This window comes from Thalassobacterium sedimentorum, from assembly GCF_031127905.1.
In the GTDB taxonomy this organism is placed as follows: domain Bacteria; phylum Verrucomicrobiota; class Verrucomicrobiia; order Opitutales; family Coraliomargaritaceae; genus Thalassobacterium; species Thalassobacterium sedimentorum.
Window position 1 is genome coordinate 1 of sequence record NZ_JARXIC010000007.1, and the last position, 24,310, is coordinate 24,310.

15 protein-coding genes are annotated in these 24,310 nt (G+C 52.8%); 11 read left to right on the forward strand and 4 right to left on the reverse strand.

What is annotated here, in order from left to right:
- Positions 1 to 193: 193 nt before the first annotated feature.
- The 11 genes from QEH59_RS05625 (at position 194) to QEH59_RS05675 (ending at position 17,767) form a co-directional block, all read left to right on the forward strand.
- Positions 194 to 718, forward strand: coding sequence for a hypothetical protein (locus QEH59_RS05625; protein WP_308984383.1), 525 nt, complete (start codon positions 194 to 196; stop codon positions 716 to 718).
- Between the two features lie 40 nt (positions 719 to 758).
- Positions 759 to 1,094 (forward strand): glutaredoxin family protein, encoded by a 336-nt coding sequence (locus QEH59_RS05630; protein ID WP_308984384.1) that lies wholly within the window; start codon positions 759 to 761, stop codon positions 1,092 to 1,094.
- A gap of 344 nt (positions 1,095 to 1,438) precedes the next feature.
- Entirely contained in the window at positions 1,439 to 6,085 is a 4,647-nt protein-coding gene (gene gltB, locus QEH59_RS05635; protein WP_308984385.1) for a glutamate synthase large subunit, read from the forward strand.
- Positions 6,086 to 6,129: 44 nt separating this feature from the next.
- Complete coding sequence (locus QEH59_RS05640) at positions 6,130 to 7,617, forward strand: glutamate synthase subunit beta (protein ID WP_308984386.1); 1,488 nt, start codon at positions 6,130 to 6,132, stop codon at positions 7,615 to 7,617.
- Between the two features lie 289 nt (positions 7,618 to 7,906).
- Positions 7,907 to 8,734: an ion transporter gene (locus QEH59_RS05645; RefSeq protein ID WP_308984387.1), complete on the forward strand. Its 828-nt coding sequence runs from the start codon at positions 7,907 to 7,909 to the stop codon at positions 8,732 to 8,734.
- 94 nt (positions 8,735 to 8,828) lie between these two features.
- Positions 8,829 to 9,554, forward strand: coding sequence for a DUF6901 family protein (locus QEH59_RS05650; protein WP_308984388.1), 726 nt, complete (start codon positions 8,829 to 8,831; stop codon positions 9,552 to 9,554).
- Between the two features lie 202 nt (positions 9,555 to 9,756).
- Positions 9,757 to 10,752, forward strand: coding sequence for an ABC transporter ATP-binding protein (locus QEH59_RS05655; RefSeq protein ID WP_308984389.1), 996 nt, complete (start codon positions 9,757 to 9,759; stop codon positions 10,750 to 10,752).
- 53 nt (positions 10,753 to 10,805) lie between these two features.
- Positions 10,806 to 11,570: an ABC transporter permease gene (locus QEH59_RS05660; protein WP_308984390.1), complete on the forward strand. Its 765-nt coding sequence runs from the start codon at positions 10,806 to 10,808 to the stop codon at positions 11,568 to 11,570.
- 15 nt (positions 11,571 to 11,585) lie between these two features.
- A complete protein-coding gene (locus QEH59_RS05665) occupies positions 11,586 to 13,067 on the forward strand; it encodes a GldG family protein (protein ID WP_308984391.1) in 1,482 nt (493 codons plus the stop codon).
- A 4-nt stretch (positions 13,068 to 13,071) separates the two neighbouring features.
- On the forward strand, positions 13,072 to 15,048 hold the full coding sequence (locus tag QEH59_RS05670; protein ID WP_308984392.1) for a DUF4340 domain-containing protein: 1,977 nt from the start codon (positions 13,072 to 13,074) through the stop codon (positions 15,046 to 15,048).
- 7 nt (positions 15,049 to 15,055) lie between these two features.
- On the forward strand, positions 15,056 to 17,767 hold the full coding sequence (locus tag QEH59_RS05675; protein WP_308984393.1) for an AsmA-like C-terminal region-containing protein: 2,712 nt from the start codon (positions 15,056 to 15,058) through the stop codon (positions 17,765 to 17,767).
- A gap of 78 nt (positions 17,768 to 17,845) precedes the next feature.
- Here the strand turns inward: QEH59_RS05675 and QEH59_RS05680 are convergent, their stop codons facing one another.
- From QEH59_RS05680 to QEH59_RS05695, 4 genes are all read right to left on the reverse strand, one after another.
- On the reverse strand, positions 17,846 to 20,641 hold the full coding sequence (locus tag QEH59_RS05680; protein WP_308984394.1) for a hsp70 family protein: 2,796 nt from the start codon (positions 20,639 to 20,641) through the stop codon (positions 17,846 to 17,848).
- A 9-nt stretch (positions 20,642 to 20,650) separates the two neighbouring features.
- Positions 20,651 to 22,495, reverse strand: coding sequence for an Hsp70 family protein (locus tag QEH59_RS05685; RefSeq protein WP_308984395.1), 1,845 nt, complete (start codon positions 22,493 to 22,495; stop codon positions 20,651 to 20,653).
- Between the two features lie 53 nt (positions 22,496 to 22,548).
- Positions 22,549 to 23,196 (reverse strand): DUF2760 domain-containing protein, encoded by a 648-nt coding sequence (locus QEH59_RS05690; RefSeq protein ID WP_308984396.1) that lies wholly within the window; start codon positions 23,194 to 23,196, stop codon positions 22,549 to 22,551.
- Between the two features lie 104 nt (positions 23,197 to 23,300).
- The gene (locus QEH59_RS05695; RefSeq protein WP_308984397.1) at positions 23,301 to 24,275 is read right to left on the reverse strand and encodes an NAD(P)/FAD-dependent oxidoreductase; all 975 of its coding nucleotides are present in this window, start codon (positions 24,273 to 24,275) and stop codon (positions 23,301 to 23,303) included.
- Between the last annotated feature and the right edge of the window lie 35 nt (positions 24,276 to 24,310).

Here is a 24,310-nt window from a genome sequence, read left to right on the forward strand (position 1 = left end):
GTCAAAGTCAGTTCCGCAAAATCGACCTCAGTCACCTATATCCACGCATTACCAAACTCCTTGCATCACCACTCGGATCGTAGACAACTTGGACACCGTTCAAAATATGGTTATTATAAAAAATAAACGACTCATCTAAAAATCCTGCAAGACTAGTTGTTTTTCAGACAGGCGCCCTTATTGTAAGTAATCAATGAACCATTATACTTACCAAAAAGCTTTAAAAAACATCTGGAAAGACGCGCTCGCCACATATGAAACCGGTAACCGCGAACCGGACAGCTACTTCGACGCGGGCACATTGACGGAACTGGCCTCCCTCGGACTAAATACGATGGATGTATACGACTATGTAGAAGATTTCATCAATCACGGAGAACCTGATTTTGAAAGCTTTCTAATGGTGTGCGAGGCGCGTCGGGATTATTTTCTGACCGTTCAATCGGGTATGCCTTCTCGCAAAACACTCGATTCCAGCACACTGCCTGCGAAAAAGGAAGAAGCGGTAGGCATTGTCTGGTTGCCTCGCATCATTCCCAAAGCATTCGCAAAACTACGCGGTGAATTACCCGCAGATACCATGTATGGCTGTGGCGGCGATCGAAAATTTTTCAAAGAAAATAAAATTCATCCCGCAGAGTTCCTGCGCGCCGCTTGGGCCTATGAAGATAACACAAGCAAACTAGTCGATTGGGTACTGGCTCGCAAATCCTCGTAGTTGACAAGTTCCGAAAATCCACCACACAGAGCAAACTACTATGAAAATCATCGCATACCTAAAACCTACCTGTGGCTGGAGCATGGGCGTTCGCGCCATCATGAAAAAATACGGCCTAGAATATGAAGACCGTGACATCATCAACAATCCCGATCAATATGCGGAGATGGTTGAAAAATCCGGCCAACCACTGTCTCCATGCGTAGAAATTAACGGCACCATGCTCGCTGATGTCAGCGGCGAAGAAGTCGAGAACTATATGCTAAGCAACGAATTGGTATCGGAAAATAACACTCAAGCGGATGCCCCCATCAATGCACCCTGCACCGATGAGGAGCACGAGGCAATGCGTTCTAAGACAGTGCGCTTCTTCTAGCCCAAGAATCCAGCAAGCATGCATCGCTCCTGCCAATGAGCATGCATAGGCCATGGCGCAAAGCCCATTGCCTTTTTTGAGCGATTTTTTAAAAAAATCGCTCAAAAAAGGCTAATTGGGCTCAAATGACGATAAATTCGGCGATTTAAACCGTTATTTGGCGCGAAAAATGGTCTCCATTTGGCTAGATCGGGTAATTTTCCTAGACAGCTAACCCCGAGTCACTACTTTGCTGGTTCTTTTTGACTCTAGACATTGGGATTTCTCTCCCTCGATACATCTGTTGCCACTGCCTCGCAACTGGCAACAGATGCCGTCCCTAATTTTTTATTTTACAGACAGATATGGACAACACTTATACGCAACCCAAAGCCCAGGGCCTATACGACCCTAAGAATGAACACGAAAACTGCGGTATCGGCCTGATCGTCGACATGAAGGGCCGTAAATCACACGACATCGTTAAAGGTGCGCTGGAGATTTGCGTCAACCTCGACCACCGTGGTGGCTGTGGCTGTGATCCAATTACAGGGGACGGCGCAGGCATCTTCATTCAGTTGCCGCATAACTTTTTTAAGAAAGTCTGCCCGACTGAGTGTGGCTTTGAAGTGCCTGCGGAAGGTGATTACGCGGTCGGCTTCGCCTTCCTCTCGCAAGATGCTGAGGAGCGCGCGCACGAAGAAAAAATCATCGAAGAGATCGTCGTCGAAGAAGGCCTCAAGATGATCGGCTGGCGCAATGTGCCGGTTCGTAGCGAAATCCTAGGTAAGGCCTCCGCTGCCTGCGAGCCTTGCATGCGTCAGTTCTTCGTATCGCGCGAATCTGTTGAAGCGGGTCTCGCCTTCGAACGTAAACTCTACATCATCCGCCACCTTTCGACCCACCGCATCCGCTACTCTGGCGAAGACGACGATGCGATGTTCTACATCGGTTCGCTCTCGAGCCGCACCATGACCTACAAGGGCATGTTGACTACGGAGCAGCTCGAGACCTACTTCCCAGACCTGTCCGACGAAGCCATGGATTCTGCGCTGGCGCTGACGCACTCGCGTTTCTCGACCAACACTTTCCCGAGCTGGCCTCGCGCACAGCCTTTCCGCTTCCTTTGCCACAATGGTGAGATCAATACTGTGCGCGGCAATGAAAACTGGCTGCACGCCCGCGAAATGCAACTGGCCAGCGAAGTATTTGGCGATGACCTTAAGAAGATTCTGCCAATCATCCGTGAAGACGGCTCCGATTCCCAGAAATTCGACAACTGCTTAGAGTTCTTAGTACTGTCTGGCCGTAGCTTAGCACATGCCATGATGATGATGATTCCCGAGCCTTGGGAACGCCACAAGAGCATGCCACAATACAAGCGCGACTTCTATGAGTTCCACGCCTGCATGATGGAGCCTTGGGATGGTCCTGCTTCGATGGCGATGTCCGACGGCGTGCAAGTCGGCGCGACGCTCGACCGCAATGGTCTGCGTCCTTCGCGCTACTATGTAACTGCCGACGACAAGGTCATTCTAGCTTCCGAAGTGGGCGTTTTGGAAGGCATCGAGCCTAAGAACGTAGTCAAGAAAGGCCGCTTGGAGCCAGGTCGCATGTTCCTAATCGACATGGAAAAAGGTCGCATCGTAGGCGACGAAGAGCTGAAAGAGCAAATCGCCTCCGAGCAACCTTATGGCCAATGGCTCAAGGAAAACCTCGTCAATTCCGAAGACCTCCCCCCTGCTGAAGGCATGGTGGAAGATGACTTCGAGACGCTCGAAACTCGCCAAAAAGCTTTTGGCTACACCTTTGAAGACATGCGCTTCATTCTGGCCCCCAGTGCGGAATCGGGCAAGCAACCGCTCGGCTCCATGGGCAACGATGCGCCACTGGCGGTGCTGTCGGATCAGCCGCAGCTACTGTATAATTACTTCAAGCAACTCTTCGCGCAGGTCACCAATCCACCGATTGACCCCATCCGCGAAGAATTAGTCACTGCCAGCGTCAGCTTTGTGGGCTCCGAAAGCGATCTCACTCGCCCCGGCCCTGACAGCTGCCGCATGATCAAATATGAATCTCCTCTGATCGACCGTCGCCAACTGGCACAGCTGCGCAACATCGACCTGTCAGGTTTCAAATCCAGTCGACTACCAATTACTTTCGAAGCGGCTGAAGGCGGCCTCGACGCGGGACACAACAGCATTTCCGAGCCTCGCATCTCCGGCAAGGGTCTGGAAGCGGCACTGGAGCAACTCTTCGAAAATGCGGACGCTGCCATCCGTGATGGTGTCAACATCCTCATCCTTTCCGACCGCAAGATTGGCCCGAAGAAGGCGCCGATCCCTGCACTGCTTGCTGTGGCGGGTCTCCACCACCACCTCGTTCGTCAAGGCACACGCACTCGCGTTTCGATCGTGCTGGAATCGGGTGAGCCACGCGAAGTGCATCACTTCGCGCTACTGCTAGGCTATGGCGCTGACGTGATCAACCCCTACATCGCACTGGAAACCGTTCGCCACTTGGTCGAGCGCGGCGATGTCAAGGTCGACGCTGACAAAGCATGCCAAAACTTCCTTAAGGCCAACCTCAACGGTGTGATCAAGACCATGTCCAAGATGGGCATCTCGACGGTCGCATCCTACCGCGGCGCGCAGATCTTTGAAGCCATTGGCCTCAACGAATCCGTCATCGAGAAGTATTTCACTAAGACCGCGACTCGCATCGAAGGCATTGGCCTCCCATGCATCGCAAAAGAGACACACTCACGCCACCGCAAGGCCTTCGCACCACGCGACGACGAGCGCGGCGATGCGCTCGACACTGGTGGTATCTACCAATGGCGTGCCGGCGGCGAACGCCACCTCTTCAACCCGATCACCATTCACAAGCTGCAAATGGCGACTCGTTTTGGCGATTACGGCGTATTCAAAGAATACTCCAACGTCATCAACGACCAGTCCAAGGAGATGTTCACCATCCGCGGCTTGATGGACTTCAAGTTCGACGAGTCCAAGGCGATCCCGATCGAAGAAGTCGAGCCGATCGAAGCCATCATGAAGCGCTTCAAGACAGGCGCGATGTCCTACGGTTCGATCTCCAAGGAAGCCCACGAAGCCATCGCGATCGCGATGAATCGCATCGGTGGTCGCTCTAACACCGGTGAAGGTGGCGAAGATCCCGATCGTTTCACTCCGGATGCAAACGGTGACAGCCGTCGCTCTGCGATCAAGCAAGTCGCTTCCGGACGTTTCGGCGTGACCAGCCACTACTTGGTCAACTCCGATGAAATTCAGATTAAGATCGTCCAAGGCGCGAAGCCTGGCGAAGGGGGCGAACTGCCCGGCCACAAGGTGCTACCGCAAATCGCCAAGACTCGCGGCACCACTCCTGGCGTGGGACTCATCTCCCCTCCTCCGCACCACGACATTTACTCGATCGAGGATTTGGCGGAGCTGATCCACGACTTGAAGAACTCCAACGTCAAAGCACGTGTCAACGTGAAGCTGGTATCCGAAGTCGGTGTCGGCACCATTGCTGCGGGTGTGGCCAAGGCCAAGGCCGACGTCATCCTCGTTTCTGGTTACGACGGCGGCACAGGTGCTTCGCCTCGCTCTTCCATCCAGCACGCAGGTGCCCCATGGGAGCTCGGCCTCGCTGAAACCAATCAAACATTGCTGCTCAACGACCTACGCTCTCGCGTGGTGGTTGAAACCGACGGCCAGCTCAAGACAGGCCGCGACGTCGCGATCGCTTGTTTGCTCGGCGCGGAAGAATTCGGCTTTGCCACCACCGCACTGGTTGCACTCGGTTGCCTGATGATGCGTGTTTGCCACAAGAACACTTGCCCGGTCGGTGTCGCGACTCAGAACCCTGAACTGCGCAAGAAGTTTAACGGCGATGCAGAAGCCGTGGTCAACTTCATGAAGTTCATCGCTGAAGAAATCCGCGAAACCATGGCGAAGCTCGGCTTCCGCACCATCAACGAAATGGTCGGCCGCGTGGACAAACTCGAAATGCGCCAAGCCATCGACCACTGGAAGGCCAAGGGACTCGACTACAGCAAGATTCTCTACCGTCCGGACGTAGGTCCAGAAGTCGGCACTTACTGCCAAATGAAGCAAGATCACCTGCTCGACCGTTCGCTCGACATGCGCGAGATCCTCGAGCAAGCGCAACCTGCGATTCAAGAAGGCAAGCCAGTCGAAATCAACCTACCGATCGTGAACATCAATCGCGTGGTCGGCACCATCACCGGCGCCGAAATCTCACGCAAGTATGGCGCAGAAGGGCTGCCGGAAGATACTGTAAAGGTCAACCTCACCGGTTCTGCAGGTCAATCACTCGGCGCATTCTGCCCGAAGGGTATGACCTTCACCGTGACAGGTGACACCAACGACTATCTGGGCAAAGGCCTCTCCGGCGCAAAGATCGTGGTGCGCCCCGATCCGGAATCCTCATTCGTCGCACACGAAAACATCATCACAGGTAATGTTTGCTTCTATGGCGCCACCAAGGGTGAAGCCTATGTTGCAGGTATGGCCGGTGAACGTTTCTGCGTGCGTAACTCAGGTGTCGAAGCAGTCGTCGAAGGCGTGGGTGACCACGCACTCGAATACATGACAGGCGGCATGGTCATCAACCTCGGCACGACCGGCCGTAACCTCGGCGCTGGTATGTCCGGCGGTGTGGCTTACGTCTACGACGAGGCAGGCGATTTTGTTCAAAACCGCTTGAATCCCGACATGGTCAACGTCTATCAGCTGATCGAATGCGGCGACGAGGAAATGAACCTGATCAAAGCCAAGATCGAGAAGCATGTCGCTTACACCGGTTCCAAACGCGGACAAAGCATCCTCGACGACTGGCCCGAATCGGCAGGTAAGTTCCTCAAGATTCTACCACAGGACTACGAGCGCGTGTTACAAGCCGTCAAACGCGCCGAAGAGCGTGGCCTCGCAGGCGACGACGCAGTCCAAGCCGCATTCGAAGAAAACGTGAAAGCCGGTCACTAAGCCGCCCTCACCTTCACACTTAAACACCTTCACACTTATACATTATGGGTAAAGCAACTGGATTTATGGAATTCGAGCGCAAGACGATTGCGAATCGTCCGCCACTCGAACGCGTCAAGGACTGGGATGAAATTCACGAACACTTCGACGAAGAAAAAGTACAGACACAGGGCGCGCGTTGCATGGACTGCGGCACGCCTTACTGTCACACAGGCATGACACTGGCCAACATGGCGAGCGGATGCCCCGTCAACAACCTCATCCCCGAGTTCAACGACCTCGTTTATCAAGGCAAGTGGCAGGACGCTTACGAGCGCTTGATGAAGACCAATAACTTCCCCGAATTCACCGGCCGCGTCTGCCCCGCACCTTGCGAAGGCTCTTGCGTGCTCGGTGTGATCGAGCCCCCTGTCACCATTAAGGACATCGAGTGCTCCATCATCGACAAAGCTTGGAACGAAGGTTGGGTCACCCCCACACCTCCCAAAGAGCGCACCGGCAAGAAGATCGCAGTCGTCGGCTCTGGCCCTGCAGGTCTTGCAGCCGCGGATCAGCTCAACAAGGCCGGACACCTCGTTACCATCTTCGAACGTGCCGACCGCCCAGGCGGCCTACTCATGTATGGTATCCCCAACATGAAGCTGGAGAAGCAAGTGGTCACACGCCGCACCCAGCTAATGGAGGCTGAAGGTGTCGTGATCAAATGTGGTGTTGAAATCGGCAAAGACATTCCAGCCAAGCAATTGATGGAAGAGTTCGACTCTGTCGTACTTTGCTGCGGTGCCACCAAGCCACGTGACCTTCCGATCGAAGGTCGCGAGCTGACCAACATCCGCTTCGCCATGGAGTTCCTCGGGCCCAACACCAAGGAGCTTTGGGACATCAAGGACGGCAAGTCCGAGCAATTCACCGAACTCGCCAAGGGCAAGAATGTTGTGATCATCGGCGGTGGCGACACTGGCACTGACTGCGTGGGCACATCACTGCGCCACGGCTGCAAGAGCGTCACTCAACTCGAGATCATGCCCAAGCCTCCTACCGAGCGTGCACCCAACAACCCATGGCCCGAATGGCCCAAGACTTACAAGATGGACTACGGCCAAGAAGAGGCTGCAGAGATCCAAGGCGAAGACCCACGCCAATACCTCGTCACCTCAAGCAAGTTTGAAGGCGATGAAGAAGGCAAGGTCAAGGGCGTGCACATCCACAACATCGAGTGGACCAACGACAACGGCCGCTTCATTCCTAAGAAAGTCGAAGGCAGCGAGCGTGTACTCGAAGCCGAACTCGTGCTCCTTGCAATGGGCTTCCTCGGTCCTGAAGCAACGATTGCCGAAGAGCTCGGCCTCGACCTCGACGCCCGCTCCAATGTGAAAGCAGACTACGGCACATTCAAAACCAACATCGAAGGTGTCTTCGCTGCAGGTGATATGCGTCGCGGGCAATCGCTCATCGTGTGGGCCATCAACGAAGGCCGCGCCGTCGCACGCGAGTGCGATAAGTTCCTAATGGGCAGCACCAAGCTTCCATAAAAAGGAGTTAGGAGCTAGCGCTAAATCATTATAAAAGGCCGCAACTCATCAGAGCTGCGGTCTTTTTTGTATCAACGCAGGGAGCAACTAGTAACGATGCCTTGGTCACCCACCGTATAAAATGACGCCTGTTACTCCGTGGACGTATCCCATGCGAGGTGATCAATCGCTTGAATCATCATACCTCCAATAGGTGAAGCCAACAGCTCATCGATTTTCGCGTAGACACACACCAACACCCCCAAATTCCCACCTTGCCAATACCACGCTTCGCAGCTTCCATGCCCCCATGTCAGGACGATTCAGATCCGAGTGCCGACGCATCATCTTCCAATCCACACGATGGGATGAGAAGGCCTTCGATATCGTGCTCATACTCGCCATCTTGTTCAGTGTAGGCATCGTACTCTGGGAAAGTCTTCCCAGTCTCTCGGCAGATGTAAGACAAAAACTGTATATCATAGAATGGTTGATCACTGCATTATTTACTGCTGAATACGCCCTACGACTGTATGTTTCAGAGCGACCAGCACGCTATAGTCGCAGTTTCTTCGGCATCATCGATCTACTCGCACTTCTGCCAAGCTACATTGATCTACTACTCCCAGGTGCCCACTATTTGATGCTGCTGCGAGTATTGAGGGTGCTACGAATCTTTCGAGTGCTTAAACTCGCGAAGTATATCGGCGAAGCTAATCTACTGATGCGAGCCATGCGCGCTTCGGCACGTAAAATAGCAGTCTTTATTTTTGCTGTGCTCAACTTAGTGCTAATCCTCGGATCACTCATGTATCTGATTGAAGGTAGCGAACACGGATTCACCAGTATCCCTAAAAGCGTCTATTGGGCAGTCGTCACTCTGACCACTGTAGGCTATGGAGACATCTCCCCGCAAACTCCGATGGGACAGTTTTTCGCCTCTATCATCATGATCATCGGCTATGGCATTATCGCCGTACCGACAGCAATCGTCACCGCAGAAATGACACATCCACGCCCTCGATCCCCAAACACTGACTGTATCTGCCCTGCCTGCGGATGGGAAAATCACGACAACGATGCCACTTTCTGCAAGGTTTGCGGAGATAAGCTCCCCAATTCACAGGATCACACATAATACGCTGACATAGACTCAATGAGTAACATTTCTCTGAATTCCATCATCAGCTATGCAGCTTGCCACTCAGGGATATCACCGTTTCAATCAAAGCGTGAACTTAACAAGCCCCAATACCATTCAATACGTCTTCAGGCTCGGACAAGAAGAATTGGTTTTTACAATTAAAACAGATCAAAATGCGCTTGAAGGTCACACAGCCGCAGTCGGCTCAAAATACTACCCGTCGTGGACCAAACTATCCTCAAACCAATGCCCCAATTGCCCCCTCAAGACAACTGAATGTAAATATTGTCCCGCCGCAATACGCGTGCACGAAGTCTTAAGCACTTTCAAGACCTTCGCATCTTTCGAAAAGATTGACCTCAGTGTGGTGACCCATCGCCGTATCTTTCATCAACAATGTGACCTACAAAGCGCACTCAATTCCATGCTGGGTCTACAAATGGCAACTAGTGGCTGCCCAATATTGGAAAAGCTACGTATCATGGCCAACTTCCATATGCCCTTTTGTTCTTTCGCTGAAACGCTGTACCGCACGGTCAGCGCATACCTGACGCAACAATTTTTCGTCGACCAAGAAGGCGGTGATGCAGATTGGAAGCTGAATGAACTCAAAGCTTTCTACCAACAGCTTGAAATTTTGAATCGAGCCTTTTCGCATCGGATCAAAGTCATTGAAGAAAATGATGCCGTATCCAATGCCATTATTATGTTTTTCTCCGCATCCATCGTGGTCGCTGATGCCATTGATGACGGTCTGGCTGAATACAAAGACTACTTCACCGGAAAAAGCGCTCAAGCGCCATTGGACCAATAAACGCCTTACCGAGTCGTTGACCTCGCTGGAAGCCACTATCATAGCCGGCTTCCAGCATATCCATTCATTCAGCAAGCAATCCAGCTCGTAAATGGAACTCCGACAAAATACCCCTTACAGAGCCTTGATGCCGACAGTTTTTTCATGTAGACAGAAGGATTCATCAGACAATTAACGAAACCAACGAGTCAATCACTCACTTATGGAGACCACCCCTAGCATACGCGTCCAAGACCTCACTCGCCAGTACGGCGCGTTGACCGCGATCCACAAAGTCAATTTCACAGTCAACCCAGGAGAAGTTGTGGGCTTTCTCGGTCCGAATGGAGCCGGTAAAAGCACTACAATGCGCATTCTCTCTGGCATCATGTCCGCCACCTCCGGCTCAGCTTGGGTGGGTGGCACCTGCGTAGCCCAAAATCCGCACGAGGTGAAACGCAAGATCGGCTATATGCCGGAGAACAACCCACTGCCAGACGACATGCGCGTGGTAGAATATCTACGTTTCCGTGCCCGCTTAAAAGAAGTGCCCGGTCGAAAGCTACGTAGCACGGTACAAGAAGCAATGGAGATCTGCGACCTCGCCCGAACCGCCCGCCGAAAGATTATCGGCACCCTTTCCAAGGGTTTCCGTCAACGTGTCGGCATCGCGGATGCACTCTTAGGTGACCCGGAAGTGATCATCATGGATGAGCCAACAATCGGCCTCGACCCTCACCAGATTCAGGGCATCCGCAAGCTGATCGATAATCTACGAGGCAAACATACGGTCATCCTATCCAGCCACATTCTGCCCGAAATCGAACGCTCATGCGATCGAGTCATTATAATTAACCGCGGACGCATCGTTGCCGCAGGCACCAGTGATGAATTACGCGAGGAGTTCCTCCCAGGCAATCGTTTCAGCCTGATTGTGGAAGGGGATGAAAGCGCTGTCAGCACTTGCCTGGAACAACGTGGTCTGAAAAGTTCCATCCTGGAAAACACGCCGCAGGGTGAAAATCGAGCCAGACTGACATTACGCTTGGAAAATAACGGCGAACTTGGTCCACAACTCATCCAGGCACTCAGCAATCAAAGTGAATTCACACTACATAGCCTTGCCTCGCGCGTGCCCAATTTAGAAGAGATTTTTCTAGCTGCGACCAAACGCTCCTGGGAAGAAACCATCGAAACCAAACCCAAGATCAGCGCTTAGACCACAACCCGCAGCTAACAGCCTCCCTTTCATCAGTCTTCTGTCATTTTATAATGCGCCACTTTTTCATACTTCTCAAACACGAACTACGCATGCTGTTCATCAGCCCACCCACCTATATCGCTGCAGTATTATTTCTCAGCTTAATGGGATTCCTCTATTGGGCAATTCTGCGTGGAATGGTCAATACTCCCTCGGAAACGCTCCCCACAGTTCAGTTTTTCAGTATTTTTTGGATACCGGTCTTTTTTGTCGTACCCTTACTTACCATGCGCAGCATCGCAGGAGAGCGCAGCATCGGCACCCTGGACACCTTGATGACGACCCCGACTTCGCGAGTCGCGGTCATTTTAAGCAAATTTGCCGGCGCCTATCTGTTCTATATGCTATTGTGGATACTTACGATTGGTTTCCCATTTATCACTCAAAAACTCTATCCACACGCAGCAGAAAGTGGGGCACTACTCGAAATCGCTCCCTTGGCCGGCAGCTTTCTTTTCTTAGCCACCAGTGGGCTCCTCTTCATATCAATTGGTATCTTTTCCAGTAGCGTCACCCGTAGCCAACTTGTTGCAGGCATGCTGAGCTTCACGACCCTCTTTGTCGTCATCATCGGCGGCCAGCAAATGGGCAATCTAGCAGATGCAAGCGGCGATCTCTCTGCCTGGGCCATCGCCACTGTCAATTACTTACAGATCTTCGAGCACTTGGACGACTTCTCACGCGGCATCATCGACACCCGCCCTTTCTTTTATTATGCCAGCACCAGTTTCCTGCTGCTAGGTCTCTCCACTCTGGTCATTGAAGCGAAAGCCTAAAGCCCCCCGTTCCCAATGCAAATTAACCGTTTCAACGAATTCCGAGTCGCACGCCGCTTTCGCGTCATCAATCGGTCCGTGCAAATCATTTTAGGCCTATGCTTAATTGCCTCGCTCAACTATCTAGCTGCCAAATACTTCGAACGGATCGACCTCACACAGTCCGGAAGCTATACCCTCGCCCCAGAGTCAAAAGCCTACATTCGCGAGCTGGAGGAACCTGTCGATATCATTGTCACGATCCCCAATGATCCCGAGATCGCGGAACTGCAACAAATTCATCAGCACCTGCAAAAGCTCTTCCGTGAATATGAAGCAGCAGGCATGCACAATGGCAAAGCCTATATCAATATCGAATTCGTCGATATCTACCGCCAACGTAAGCGCGCGCAAGAACTCACTAACAAATATAACCTCACTCAGGAAAACGTCATTTTGGTCGCCATGGGCGAGCGCACACGCGAAATCCGCCAAGCCGACCTGTATGAAGTCGAAAACAATCAGATCGCCGGCTTTCGTGGCGAGAAGGCCATCACTTCTGCGATCATCGATGTATCTTCCAAAGATGAGGACAAAATCTACTTTCTCGTCGGCCACGGCGAAATGCGACTGGACGATGTTGATCCACTACGAGGACTTTCACAATTGGAAGCCTTCCTACGGGAACGTAACTACGGCCTCGCCACCCTCGACCTGGCAGTGGATGAAAATGTTCCCGACGACGCGAATCTGATTGTCGTCCCCTCCCCACAAGCCAGCCTCCTGCCCGAAGAAGTGGAAAAACTACGCCGCTACATGAACGAACGGAACGGACGTATGATTGTACTAATCGATCCCGGTCGTCGCCATGGCATGGAAGAGCTTTTTTACGACTGGGGCGTCCTAGCCGATGACATGGTCGTGGTCGATGTCGGCCCCGACTATCGCTCCCAAGGCGGCGATCTAATCATTCGCCGTTTTGCAGAGCACCCCATCACCAATTTACTGGTCGACTACCAAATCACCGCACTCTTTGGTCAACCACGCCCCATGCGCACCGATCCCGGCTCACTCAAAGACCCACGCCTCAAAGTAACCCAGATCATTGGCACCTCCGACCAAAGCTGGGGTGAACGTGATTACCGCTCACAAGACCCACTCAAATATGACGCTGGTCGCGATCTAAAGGGCCCCATCACGATCGCAACGGTATCCTCGCGCACAGCCGGAACCGAACTGGGGATCAACATTCCGGGCGGCCGTTTTGTCGCGTTCGGTAATTCTGACTTTATCACGAACAATCGCCTGCGCGCCTTCGGAAACCGCACTCTATTCTTCAACTCGATGAACTGGGCACTTTCACGTAATAGCCTGCTAAATATAGCCACCCGTCCACTGGAAAGCTATCAAGTCGTCATGAGCGAACGCGACCTCAATCGTATTTTAATCTATTTTGCCATCCTACCGGGAGCCACAGCGCTGCTTGGTTTGCTCATCTACCTCATCCGCCGCCGCTAAGAATATGCGCTTCAAATTTACAGTCTTTCTACTCGCGCTTAACATCATAACTTTCGGCTTGATTGCCTATCTAAGCAAACAAGCAAATCAAGTGGAGATCACGCAAAGCGGCCTTTCCGGACAAATCGGCCGTGAACTAATCGATGCCGATCGTATAGAGCTACACGGACGCGGCTTGGAATCTCCCCGGATATTGGAACGCAAGGGTTCGACATGGAGTATCACCCAGCCGATGCAATGGTCAGCCAACTATTTTGCCATCAACCGCATACTTAACCAACTGCAATTTCTGGAAGAAGATGCCTCCTTTCCAGTCGACGAAATCGAAAAAACCGGTCAAACTCTCGCCGACTATGGTTTGGATGACCCACTACTAAAACTAGTCATCGCGGAAGGTAAGGAGACTATTTCCCTCAGTATCGGCACACTCACCGAAATCGGAAACAACGTCTACTTATTAGGCCCCAACGGACGCGAGATATTCGTAGTTAACCGTCAAGTCATCGACGGCCTGCTTGTGGGCCTAAACGATCTGAGAACACGAGAAGTCTTTGACATACCGGTCTTTGAAGTCGACGCACTCGGCCTTCAGATACGCTCCGAAAGCACTGCCGATGGCAGCTCACTGAAAGTGCGACTTGCACGTAGTAACGGTGAATGGCGCTTCGAGGCGCCACTTGCTGCAAAAGCCGACCCGACCCTTGTTGACAACACAATTAACACTCTGACCGCAGCCAAAGTAGGACGATTCATCGAAGAAGATGAACTCGATCCAGTTTTACAAGGTTTGGAGACACCCTTCATGCGAGTCACTATACATGGAAACAAACGACGCCAAACACTCATCATTGGTAACTTAGCGCCCGATGCCAAAGGTCCTCCAGAGTATTTTGCAAAGCTGGAGGACAACCCTGCAGTATTCACACTATTAGCACGCCCTTTCGATGCCTTACGTGAAGCACAGGAAGCCCTACGAGAACGTAACTTCATTAACTTCGACCACAGCAAACTCTCAGCAATCAACATCTCCGAGAATGGTCGCAAAATACGTTTACAAAAACTCGAAACCGGTGAGCGCGACTGGCAGGTTTTGGAAAGCAAGGGAGAAGACGAAATCCAACCACACCGGGCGGATCCCGTGATTATGACACGATTAATGCAGGATCTCTCGAATCTGCGAGCCAGCGGTTTCGCCGTGGATGCCCCCTCCCCCAGCGACACCGAGCGGCTGGGCTTTAACAATCCGCGTCGTATCGTCACGCTCAGTTTTTCAGAAGGCCCTCCACTCATCCTCACACTCGCCCACCCCGAAGATGATAGCAAAGATGCCAACGAATCACTCTACGCAAAGACCAATCAGGCAGACTTCATCTATCAAGTGGAACGACGTCATACTCTGGATATGATCCCGCTCAATACCTCTTACTACCGCAACCGCACACTTGACACACTCCCATCGGCCGCACGTATCAGTGCGCTCAAACTAACGAACCTCAGCACTAAAGAAACCATCTTCGATTACAAGCTCCCGCAAGAAAACATCCGCTGGGACAATTTACTCGAGCAACTGGAAAGCAACCGCGGTCAGCACATCCGGGTATTGCTCGACGCAGTTCGCAACTTTCAAGTCAAAAGCTACCTCCGGGATTCGTATGCAGCCGCCTACATCCTCGATTCAGATAAAACGCTGCCATGGATGTTTAAATTAAGTGCAACAATACAACTACCTGGAGGTGAAACCGACCGCACAGAGACCCGAGAATACGTGTTCACAAAACGTCTTTCCGGCAACATCCAAGTCGCCGGATCCTCACAACACAATACCATCTTTGAAATTCCGCAGCCCCTACTCGACGCACTTTATGAATTAACCGAGGACATGGAAAAACCACCAGAAGCGAAAGGTGAAGAAGTTCCTGATCCTAAAAAAATCCCTCCGGTGGCGAAACCTCAAGCCCCGGCATCTGAGATCGAAGAATAAAGGCGTAATGGCATTCCTCAAAAAGCTTCGCCTCAGCTTACTGCTGGAGCTTTTCTTGGATGCCACCTTACTACTACTGTTTATAGGACAAGCACTCACGGTCGGATGCTTATTAATATATGGCTACTTACCACTACCAGCAAATTGGGGTAACCAAATCATCTCAACAAGACTGCCCCCGGATTTAGTAATCAAAGTAAATGAGTTTCGTCTCAACACCAGAGGCAGCATCGAACTCATCGGCATCGAGGCACGTTCCAGCGGAATTAAACAGAATTTATTTCAAGCAGACTCAGCCGAAGTGGCACTCCAGTGGCAAAGTCTCAAGCAGCTGCCACGACCACGTTGTATTGTGCTCTCAAACGGCACACTTTATATTCCATCGGTGTATTCGCCAGACGGATACCGCCGCCCTATCCTAGAACGCATCGCCTTTCGTCTGGTGCCAGAACAGAACTATTGGACAGTCGATCGCTTCGCAGCACTTCATGACAACATTCGCCTACGTGGTACCGTTGAACTCCCAGCCAGAGCTGCAGGCCCACACACGCAAAGCCTGCAAAAACAAGACATCCAAGAATGGATCCAGAGCTTCTACAATCAAGCGGCCAAACTATCACAACAAAAAGAACGCATCGGTTATTTTCTAAACCCGACCATCGCGTTCAAATTCAGTTCCGACCATACACAAGCCCATGAGATCGAGCTACGCGTCAGCAGCCCTCAACTGCAACACCCCGAAGTTCGCGCGCAGAATGTAGAACTGCGCGGCACAATACAGATACAAGGTGACGAAATCATCCCGTTAACCGCACCACGACTCACAGCCACTCAACTAGAGGTCCCCAAATTCGAAATCAATACAACAGGTCTCAGCGCAGAATTCCCGCGGGAAGAACTGTCAGGGATTCTAAATGGTCAATGGCCAAATTTAAACCTCGCAGCGCAACGAATCCAACTCAAAGACTTTGAACTTGACGTCCCCACACTTCAGATCGCCTCACACAACTATCCTGAGCTCCATTTTAGTGGCGCCACGCGCAGCTTAAATGGAGGCATCGAGCTAGATGGACACATTAATGTCAAAACGCAGAGTGGGCAAATGCGTGCTCGCGGCAGCGTAGACCCGTTGACTTTAGTACCTACTGAAATCAGTGCAAAACTCCCCACGCTAAGCTACGAAATACCTCCCTATCTAGACATCCTCTTGGATTTCGATCCTGGCTTCGCGCTCAAGCAAGCCGAACTTAAAGCACAAATTCTCAATCTCTCAATCGACAAGCTCAGCTTCAACTACATTTATACACACGCAAGTTACCAAAACGGGCGTTACCGCATCAAAGACCTTTATATGCGACGCCAGCAACAATGGTTGGAACTACAATTTAATCTCGACCGCACTAACCACGACTATCAAGTCAGTTTAATCGGCAGTGCAGTGCCCTACGAATACAATGCACTCCTGCCTCACTGGTGGTCCGCCATTTTTGAAGACTTCGACTTCAGCCAAACCGAAGAAAGTCTCGGCGACTTCATCATCTACGGTAACACGCAACGCAAGGCCGCAGACCTCTATTACGGCCATGCTCGCGCACGTAAAGTCAGTTACCGCGGTGTCTTACTTGATGAGGCCGAGCTAATTGTTCGTGGTCGCGGTCCCTACTGTGAACTCAGCGAACTCGACGCACATAAGGGTGATGGCTGGGCCCGTGGCAATGTAGCCTTCACATCACGCATGGGTGATGGCAAAGGTCCAGTGTCAATTCGACTGGATATGGAAGCCCAGCTCGAATTGCAAGACGCTGCAAAACTATTTCAAGGCAACGTATCCAATATACTGACTGATTTCGAAACTGAAGCCATGCCTAGGACGAGATTAACTGGAGTGATCTTCAATCAGAAACACCCTGAGTATACAGGCAAAAGCTACTTCGACATCACGGCCAAGCTCGACGCTCCTCTCAGCTTTAAACGAGTACCTCTCGATTATCTGAATTTAGATCTATATGGCCGTTCAGAAATCACCCATCTGCGAAATATTCAACTAGGCTATGCAGGCGGTAGAGGCCACGCCAGCATCGACATCTCAACTCCGAAGGACGCGAGTAACACACTACGTTACCAACTCACACTGGAAGGCGCGCAGCAGCAGCTAGCGCTACAAAACCTACCTCAACTCGACCAATTGGAAGACAGTCTAAATGCAACCGCAAGCACCACAGTCTCCAAAGAAGATAACGCACACGTTGATATTGAGCTACATGGGACAGGTCCAATTGTGGACCCACTAGGACACACTGGTTTTGGTCAATTTGAAATCCGTAATGAAAAACTAGGTACGATTCAGCTTCTCGGCCCTCTGTCTAAAATCTTACAGAATACACATTTCAACTTCACTTCATTTAACCTAAATCGGATGCGGGGTGATTTTCACTACCAACATGAAATAGTCACATTCGATCACCTACGTATCGATGGAGCCCGCACTCAAATAAATGCCCCGGGCACCTTACGACTTAAGGATCAAGCCCTCGATATGCATGTCCATGTCTCCCTTTTCGGAAACTTCGGCGACCCGAACTCCAACCTAAGAAAAATAAGTGAATTCCTAACCAAACCACTTCCCAGCCTTCTGGAATTTGAGCTGACTGGTACCTTAGAGAAGCAGAAGCTCCGCTCTCTTTACGATCCACGCAATTTGATTCCACTGTTTGAGTAGAACCCACGCCACAGCCCAATCAGCCTCCGCCTGAATCACTCAAACAAATAGATCCCGATCCATATCTCAAATACTCACCTAGGATTCGACCTGCAAGCCAACTGGTAGAGATTCCCCGAAGAGCTGCTGGATGTCTTTAGCATCGATCGGCGTGAAGGTTCGCAGGGGCTCTGTCTGCTGCGTGCTGGCTCCAGATGATGTGGCCTTCGCGATGATGCGCTCACGCAAGTCCTCCGCCACATCGTGGTCTCGGTTATTCACGATACGAGCAGCTTGCACGAAGAGTTGCGGCAGATTGCGCAAGTTGTCGCGGCTCCAATCCAGCGCTTCCAGCTGCTCGAATGCGAGCCACACTTCACTAGCAGGCAGGATCGCGTGTTCGCCACCGTAAAGCGGCACGCGATTGAGCACACGCCCGAGCGCCCAGATGGAATGATCGCAAAAAGTCTCACTGCGGCGGACTATACTGGCGGTAAAATGATGCGCGAGCTGCGTGCGCTTCTCAGCCGACAGGTGCTCGAATGCGCCGAGCATGCGCGCAGGCTCATAGGATTGCTTGCTGTCTTGCAGCGTCTTATCCACCCAAGCATCGTAGAGTGCCTCTTGCTGCGCTGCATCCAGGCCCCCGGCCACACGTCGCCACAGCAGGAAATACTGCTCGCGGTTGGCTTTGTTATTGGCGTGGGCTAAATCGAGCTCATAGATCGTCCACAGGGTGCGAATAAAATACGGGTCGAGGGCATGCCCGTAGCCGGGACGCAGAAAAAAGCCTGCCGCGTTGAGCCAAGCGAGCTCATGCTCGGGCGATCGATCCCGTCGTGTTAAAAAACTGGCATGTGTTTGCCACAATTCACGTATGAAGGGCACGTTCCACTCGCGTCGATTCAAATGACTGATGCGCTCTAACTCCTTCAGCAGCTTGGACGCCGGTATCCGCGGCTCAGGTCCGAAGGTGTCCGCTATCAACGCTTTTGAAGACTCCAGATCCTCGGAGCTGAGCCCCGTGTTCGGCTGCTGGGGCGCAGCGTCTCCCGCTGCGCTCTCATCGGCCTGTCGCAGATTAAATTCCAGTCGCCAAACCCGATTCTCCTCCAGGATTCGTCGCACGCTGACACAATTGACCCGCAACAAGCCGAGACTATTCAGATGCGCCTCCAGTTCGATCGCCACGTTCCCGTCCTCCGGGAGGGGCGCCCCGACTGGCAGTTGAGCCATGGTCTGCATCACTGGCAGCTTGTGGAAATCATGCTCATTTTTCCTCACCAAATCCCCGCCTTGGTCGCCCTCACGACAGGTAGAAGTGTAGGCCTGAAATTGCACCGGCATGTTCACCTTGAGCGACAAGTTCAGCGCAGTTATACGCGTCGACGTCTCCAACGGGCTGCCCTGAGCGAGGACGCAGACCAATCGTGTTTCAGCGGACTGCTTACGTTTTTTCTTTCCACGCTTCGGTGTGTAACTCACTTCAAGGTAAAAGCTATGCCCGGAGCCGCCTTCGATCGTGGCCACATGCTCACGCGATAAACTCGCACGATACCAGGCCGCCCCACGCGCGACGGCCAGCTCCAACGAGGTGTTTTCCAAAATGACAGGACGCTGCCCCTCTTGCCAAGCAGCCAACTGATCGGCCAAACGCACGCGCACACAAGCCGCCGCCAGTGTGCCTCCGTTAAACAATAAGGCATCCACCTTACGCCCGCGTATGAAGTCTGCTAAGTGGTGGGTAATCGCGGAATCCTGCGCATAGGGCAAGCCGATCTCCCGCAGACCACTCGCGTCATTCACAGGTTGTGCATCGGCATCACAAACAGGGAAAAAACCATCCAACACCGTGCGGGTAATGTCCCCGCGATTCAAAGTAAGCGTCTGCACCGACTCAAAAAGACTGCCGCCAGCACCCGCCAGCGCGATCGTGAAGGGCTCCTCTTCAGGGCCTTCGGTCGAGAGCACGCGCTCTTTTAAATCCCGACATTGCGCGACCAGCTGACTCCACCCCGTAGTCGAGAGTGCGGTCTGCCCCGACAATTTCGCTTCTGCCAAATGCGCCAGCGCGAGATCGATATTATCGCCACCGAGTAAAATATGCTTACTGACTGCAATACGACGCACATGGGGCAATGCCTCGCCTGCAATCTGGGACAATTCAAACAAACTGAAGTCCGAGGTGCCACCGCCGATATCACAAACACAGACCACCTTAGGGCGTTCACTCAACTCCCCCAGTGTCTGCCCCCAGTCACGAGCATCACCATGAGTTTCCAACCAGGCATAGAAAGCTGCCTGTGGCTCCTCTAGTAAGCGTGTGCTTTGTGGATAGCGTGCCTGCTGCGCCGCATCCAAGGTCAAGCGTTGAGCCACCGTATCAAACGAAGCGGGCACCGTGATCACGATGTCCTGACGGTCAAACAACGACTGTTTATCCTCCCGCCCGATGGTTTGATCCCAGGCAAGACGCAAATAATCCAAATAGGCCGCCGAAGCCTCGACAGGCGAACACTTGTCATACTCTGCGATCACTTCGCTCTTCCAAGGCAAGAGCTTGCGCTCACGATCAATGCCCGCATAGCACAACCACGATTTGGCGGAACTAATACTTCGAGCCGCATCCGAACCTGCTAACTCACGGGCTAACAAGCCCACCACACGGCCGGAGTCCCATTCACCGACCGCATCGCCAGCCAACGCCGACTGCTCCGCCTCACTCAAATAATAGCCAAACGAAGGCAGCGAGCTCGACTCGCGAACCGTATTTAAAGATGCATACTGCGGGATCTGAAAAACCTGCGTGCCTGCGGTCGGGTCTTTGGAGTCGATGTAAGACAGCGCACAATTACTTGTGCCTAGGTCGATACCGATAAAATAACGAGCAGCCATAAAACCGAATTAATCCGTGCGCACAGCAAATTCCAACTTCCAGCGGTGGTCGGAGCGGGTGTGCTGCATCCATAAATCCAAGGTGCCCATTTCGGTCACCCGCGCGTGCAGCTTGACCGGCACCACTTCTCCTGTCGCATGCCCTTCCAGCGGCGTGAGTTCCATTTTCAGTTCCAGGGTTTCTTCCAGTTCCTTCTCCGCATCGGGCAAAATAGTGCCGACGACATCGCCCGAACGGATGGCAGAGCTAAAGAAGCGGAACGTCACAGATTCCCCGGTCACCAAGCCGAACTCTTTCGAATCTAAAATTTGCTCACTGCCCTCTTCCATGCCCTGAGGCACCACACACAATGCTTTGAGTGGTGGTTTAAAACCGGGAATAGCCAGCCCCGCAGTTTCCAAGCCGATATAATAACTGCGCGAGGCGCCAGCCTTCACCCGCACACCACTGCCACTGAGCTGGTTCAGGCCGTAATACGCAGCACCATGCGCCACTGCCTTGTCATAACGCGCTCCAGCCAACTCACGCACGGGCGCATCCGCACCACTCCACTGATTGAGCAATGTCAAGACACGCTCGCGAGCGGGGGCCGCATTGAAGAAGCCACCATTAAACAAGACCGCGGTCGGCTTTAAGAAACTGCCAGCAAGCACCTCGGCGCTAAATTGACCAGCCAAGCTAGCATTGGCCTGCACGTTCTGTAAACTACGAGTCAGGAAGCGTGCCAGGTGTTTACTCAGCACGGGATCACTTTCATAGGACAAGCCAAACTCCTGTAAGCCCGCAGAGGCACGCGCCGCCGGCATCTCACTGGCATCAATCAAGGGCAAAAAACCATCTAACGCGATTTGATTCAGTGTGTCGCGGCTCAAACTGGTGGCCACACTGCCCGCAAACAGAGACGAGCCGCGCGAAGGCACGGATAACGAGACTTCCGTCAAATCCAAATTCTCAAACAAGCTTTCTTTCGCACTGCGACAGGCGTGCACCAATGCGAGAAACTGCCAATCATCGATCGTCTTCCCCTCCCCCTCCATTTGATAGCGCAGCACATGCGCCAGCGCGAGATCGAGATTATCGCCTCCCAGTAATAAGTGCTCCCCCACGCTGATACGCTCTAACTCGAGATTTCCTTCGACCTCAGAGACACAGATCAAACTAAAATCTGAAGTGCCCCCACCGACATCACAGACCAAAATAATATCTCCGGGCGCCACTTGCTTGCGCCAATCCGAGCCCGCCTGTGCCAGCCAAGCGTAAAACGCGGCCTGAGGCTCTTCCATTAAAGTGACCGCTCCCAGGCCAGCCGCTTCCGCCGCTTCATAAGTCAGCGAACGCGCCACCTCATCAAACGAAGCCGGCACAGTGAGCACCACATTGGTATTCTCCAGATCCCAGTCGCTCTGTGCCGCTTCCGCCGCGGCCTTAAAACCATACACCAGAGATTCCAAATACAAGCGCGAAGCCTCAATCGGAGACAGCTTCGCCTCCACACTACTGGATTGCCACGGCAGGATGGGCTCATGGTGATCGACTTGAGTGCTGCACAGCCAAGACTTCGCCGAACTCACCAAACGGTCAGGCACCTGAGCCCCGTGCTGACGCGCAAAGGCCCCCACCACACGCGCATGAGACGACTCTTTGCCCGGCAAATTAAATGCGCCCTCAGGAAACTCATCCGGCGCGGCAATATATATATTCGAGGCCAGGCCCGGGCGTGCTTCCACCGTATGTGGAGCCACCACTTGTAAAATGGACAGATCCTGCAATGCCTGATCCTCCAGCCGCGCTACCGTCATGGCCGAGTTACTCGTCCCTAAATCAATTCCCAGACTATATTGCTTAGACATCATAAACCTTCATTTCATTGTGAGCAGAATGCGACGCATCCGCTAGACACCATCGGCTAGCCGACCTCAACTTCGGCAGCCACTAAAAGATGCGTGCCACTGGCGCGAGCCCGTTCACCGAGAACCTTAGGTAAGTGAACAGAGGTCGTCTTCCAGCCTTTGTGCTTGAGCACTCCCTGATAAGGCGGCTCCCCCTCGACCTTGCCAGTCAGACGATATTCGTTACGATCGAAAGTAGGCTCCAAAGTAATGGGCTGATTCTCCGCAGTCGTCGCGACCGGCTCGATGTTGAAATTATGCTTCATCACTGTTTGACAACCTTGATGCACAAAACGAGCCGCCGCCGCAATTTGCGCGTCTGGATAGCTCTTGATATCATCCATCACAAAATCGAGAAAACGTCCTTTTTCCTGTAAAAGCCCCAGCAATTGCGCGACCTGAACCTCGGCATTCTGCTCGGGGATTTTTTGCAAGTCTGGCCGCGGTGTTTCCGGTGCCACCGGCGCAGGTGCAGCTTCAGGCACAGTCACTGGCTCCGCAACCGCTGTTTGCTGAAGCGTCAAAGCAAGCACACAGCCCAGCAGCGCCACCGCAATCGCCAGATAAAGCAACCCCTGAGCGTTCTCCGCAAACGCAGGCAATGACGCGAGAACCGCGATCACTAAGAATAAGAAATTACTAACAATTAAAAGTGTCTTTTTCATAAGCTAAGAAATGCAGTCAGCTAGATGCGCCATTATTCGCACCGACGCAAGCGAGTTTCCCCTTATTCCGTCCAAGACTCCCTTTCCAGCAAGAGTCTACTGCTCTACGCAAATTTATTCAAAATAGCATGCGCCGCCTCGATACCCGATAGCGCGGCCCCTTCCACACGCGCGCCTCCGAAGGCGTCGCCAGCGAGCGTCAACTGTAAGCCAGCATTCTGGAAGTATGGCTCACTCCATGGGTTAAGCGGCTGGGTAAAACCCCAACGGTGGCAGCGAAAATCCACGACCGTAGCGTGCAGATAGGGCGCAGCAGCCTTTAACATCAAGGCACCACGCACTTCGTCCTCGGCATCCCAGTATGCCTCTGCAAAATCGGCGTCGGCATGGATAGTCACAGCGGCGACCTCTGGTGAAATGCCCTTCAGCTGATTATCCGCTATCCAACAAAGCGGTGCATCCTCGATCTTGACAGCCCCCGCACCTTCCATGCCGCTGGGGCCATCAAGTATCGCCAGTGTGGCCAAGCCACGCTGATAACGCACCTCTCGCAGCGGCTCTGTTGCAGCACCGGCAAAATCCACGCCAGCAGTGTCTAACAGCGCCAGGGCCTGCGGCAGCGGCGCGGTAATCACGAGCTGCGTCGCCACATAGGTGCTTCCTTGACTGCTGCGAACAATCCATCGATCGAGATCGCGCACCAATTCGATCACTTGCTGCGAGGTATGCACATCCAGGTCCCGAGCCAAATACTTCGGCACATCCGTCATCCCATTTACCCCACAATACCGTGGGTGGCCATCGGAACTGGCCTGCTGAGGCACCTGCCGATACCACTCGCGAATCACCCCCGCACTGAGCCATTGATCGACATAGGCTTGCAGCCGCGCATCACGCACGGTGAAAAACTGCGCCCCATGATCCAGCCGCGCGCCTGCCATGCGACGCGTCGCCATACGCCCACCAAGACCGCGGCCTTTGTCCAGCACACACACGGTCTTACCTGCCTTTCGTAATTCGGTCGCGCACAGCAGGCCGGAAATTCCAGCTCCGATAATTAAAACGTCTGTAGTTTGCATGTGAGAAAATGGGACTAGATAAATGTGAGAAAATG

What these genes read in the sequence shown, in the direction of transcription:
- QEH59_RS05695 (WP_308984397.1), bottom strand. Translation starts at nt 24,275, where the DNA reads ATGCAAACTACAGACGTTTTAATTATCGGAGCTGGAATTTCCGGCCTG.
- QEH59_RS05630 (WP_308984384.1), top strand. Translation starts at nt 759, where the DNA reads ATGAAAATCATCGCATACCTAAAACCTACCTGTGGCTGGAGCATGGGC.
- QEH59_RS05665 (WP_308984391.1), top strand. Translation starts at nt 11,586, where the DNA reads ATGCAAATTAACCGTTTCAACGAATTCCGAGTCGCACGCCGCTTTCGC.
- QEH59_RS05690 (WP_308984396.1), bottom strand. Translation starts at nt 23,196, where the DNA reads ATGAAAAAGACACTTTTAATTGTTAGTAATTTCTTATTCTTAGTGATC.
- QEH59_RS05655 (WP_308984389.1), top strand. Translation starts at nt 9,757, where the DNA reads ATGGAGACCACCCCTAGCATACGCGTCCAAGACCTCACTCGCCAGTAC.
- QEH59_RS05645 (WP_308984387.1), top strand. Translation starts at nt 7,907, where the DNA reads ATGTCAGGACGATTCAGATCCGAGTGCCGACGCATCATCTTCCAATCC.
- QEH59_RS05640 (WP_308984386.1), top strand. Translation starts at nt 6,130, where the DNA reads ATGGGTAAAGCAACTGGATTTATGGAATTCGAGCGCAAGACGATTGCG.
- QEH59_RS05685 (WP_308984395.1), bottom strand. Translation starts at nt 22,495, where the DNA reads ATGATGTCTAAGCAATATAGTCTGGGAATTGATTTAGGGACGAGTAAC.
- gltB (WP_308984385.1), top strand. Translation starts at nt 1,439, where the DNA reads ATGGACAACACTTATACGCAACCCAAAGCCCAGGGCCTATACGACCCT.
- QEH59_RS05675 (WP_308984393.1), top strand. Translation starts at nt 15,056, where the DNA reads ATGGCATTCCTCAAAAAGCTTCGCCTCAGCTTACTGCTGGAGCTTTTC.
- QEH59_RS05670 (WP_308984392.1), top strand. Translation starts at nt 13,072, where the DNA reads ATGCGCTTCAAATTTACAGTCTTTCTACTCGCGCTTAACATCATAACT.
- QEH59_RS05660 (WP_308984390.1), top strand. Translation starts at nt 10,806, where the DNA reads ATGCGCCACTTTTTCATACTTCTCAAACACGAACTACGCATGCTGTTC.
- QEH59_RS05680 (WP_308984394.1), bottom strand. Translation starts at nt 20,641, where the DNA reads ATGGCTGCTCGTTATTTTATCGGTATCGACCTAGGCACAAGTAATTGT.
- QEH59_RS05625 (WP_308984383.1), top strand. Translation starts at nt 194, where the DNA reads ATGAACCATTATACTTACCAAAAAGCTTTAAAAAACATCTGGAAAGAC.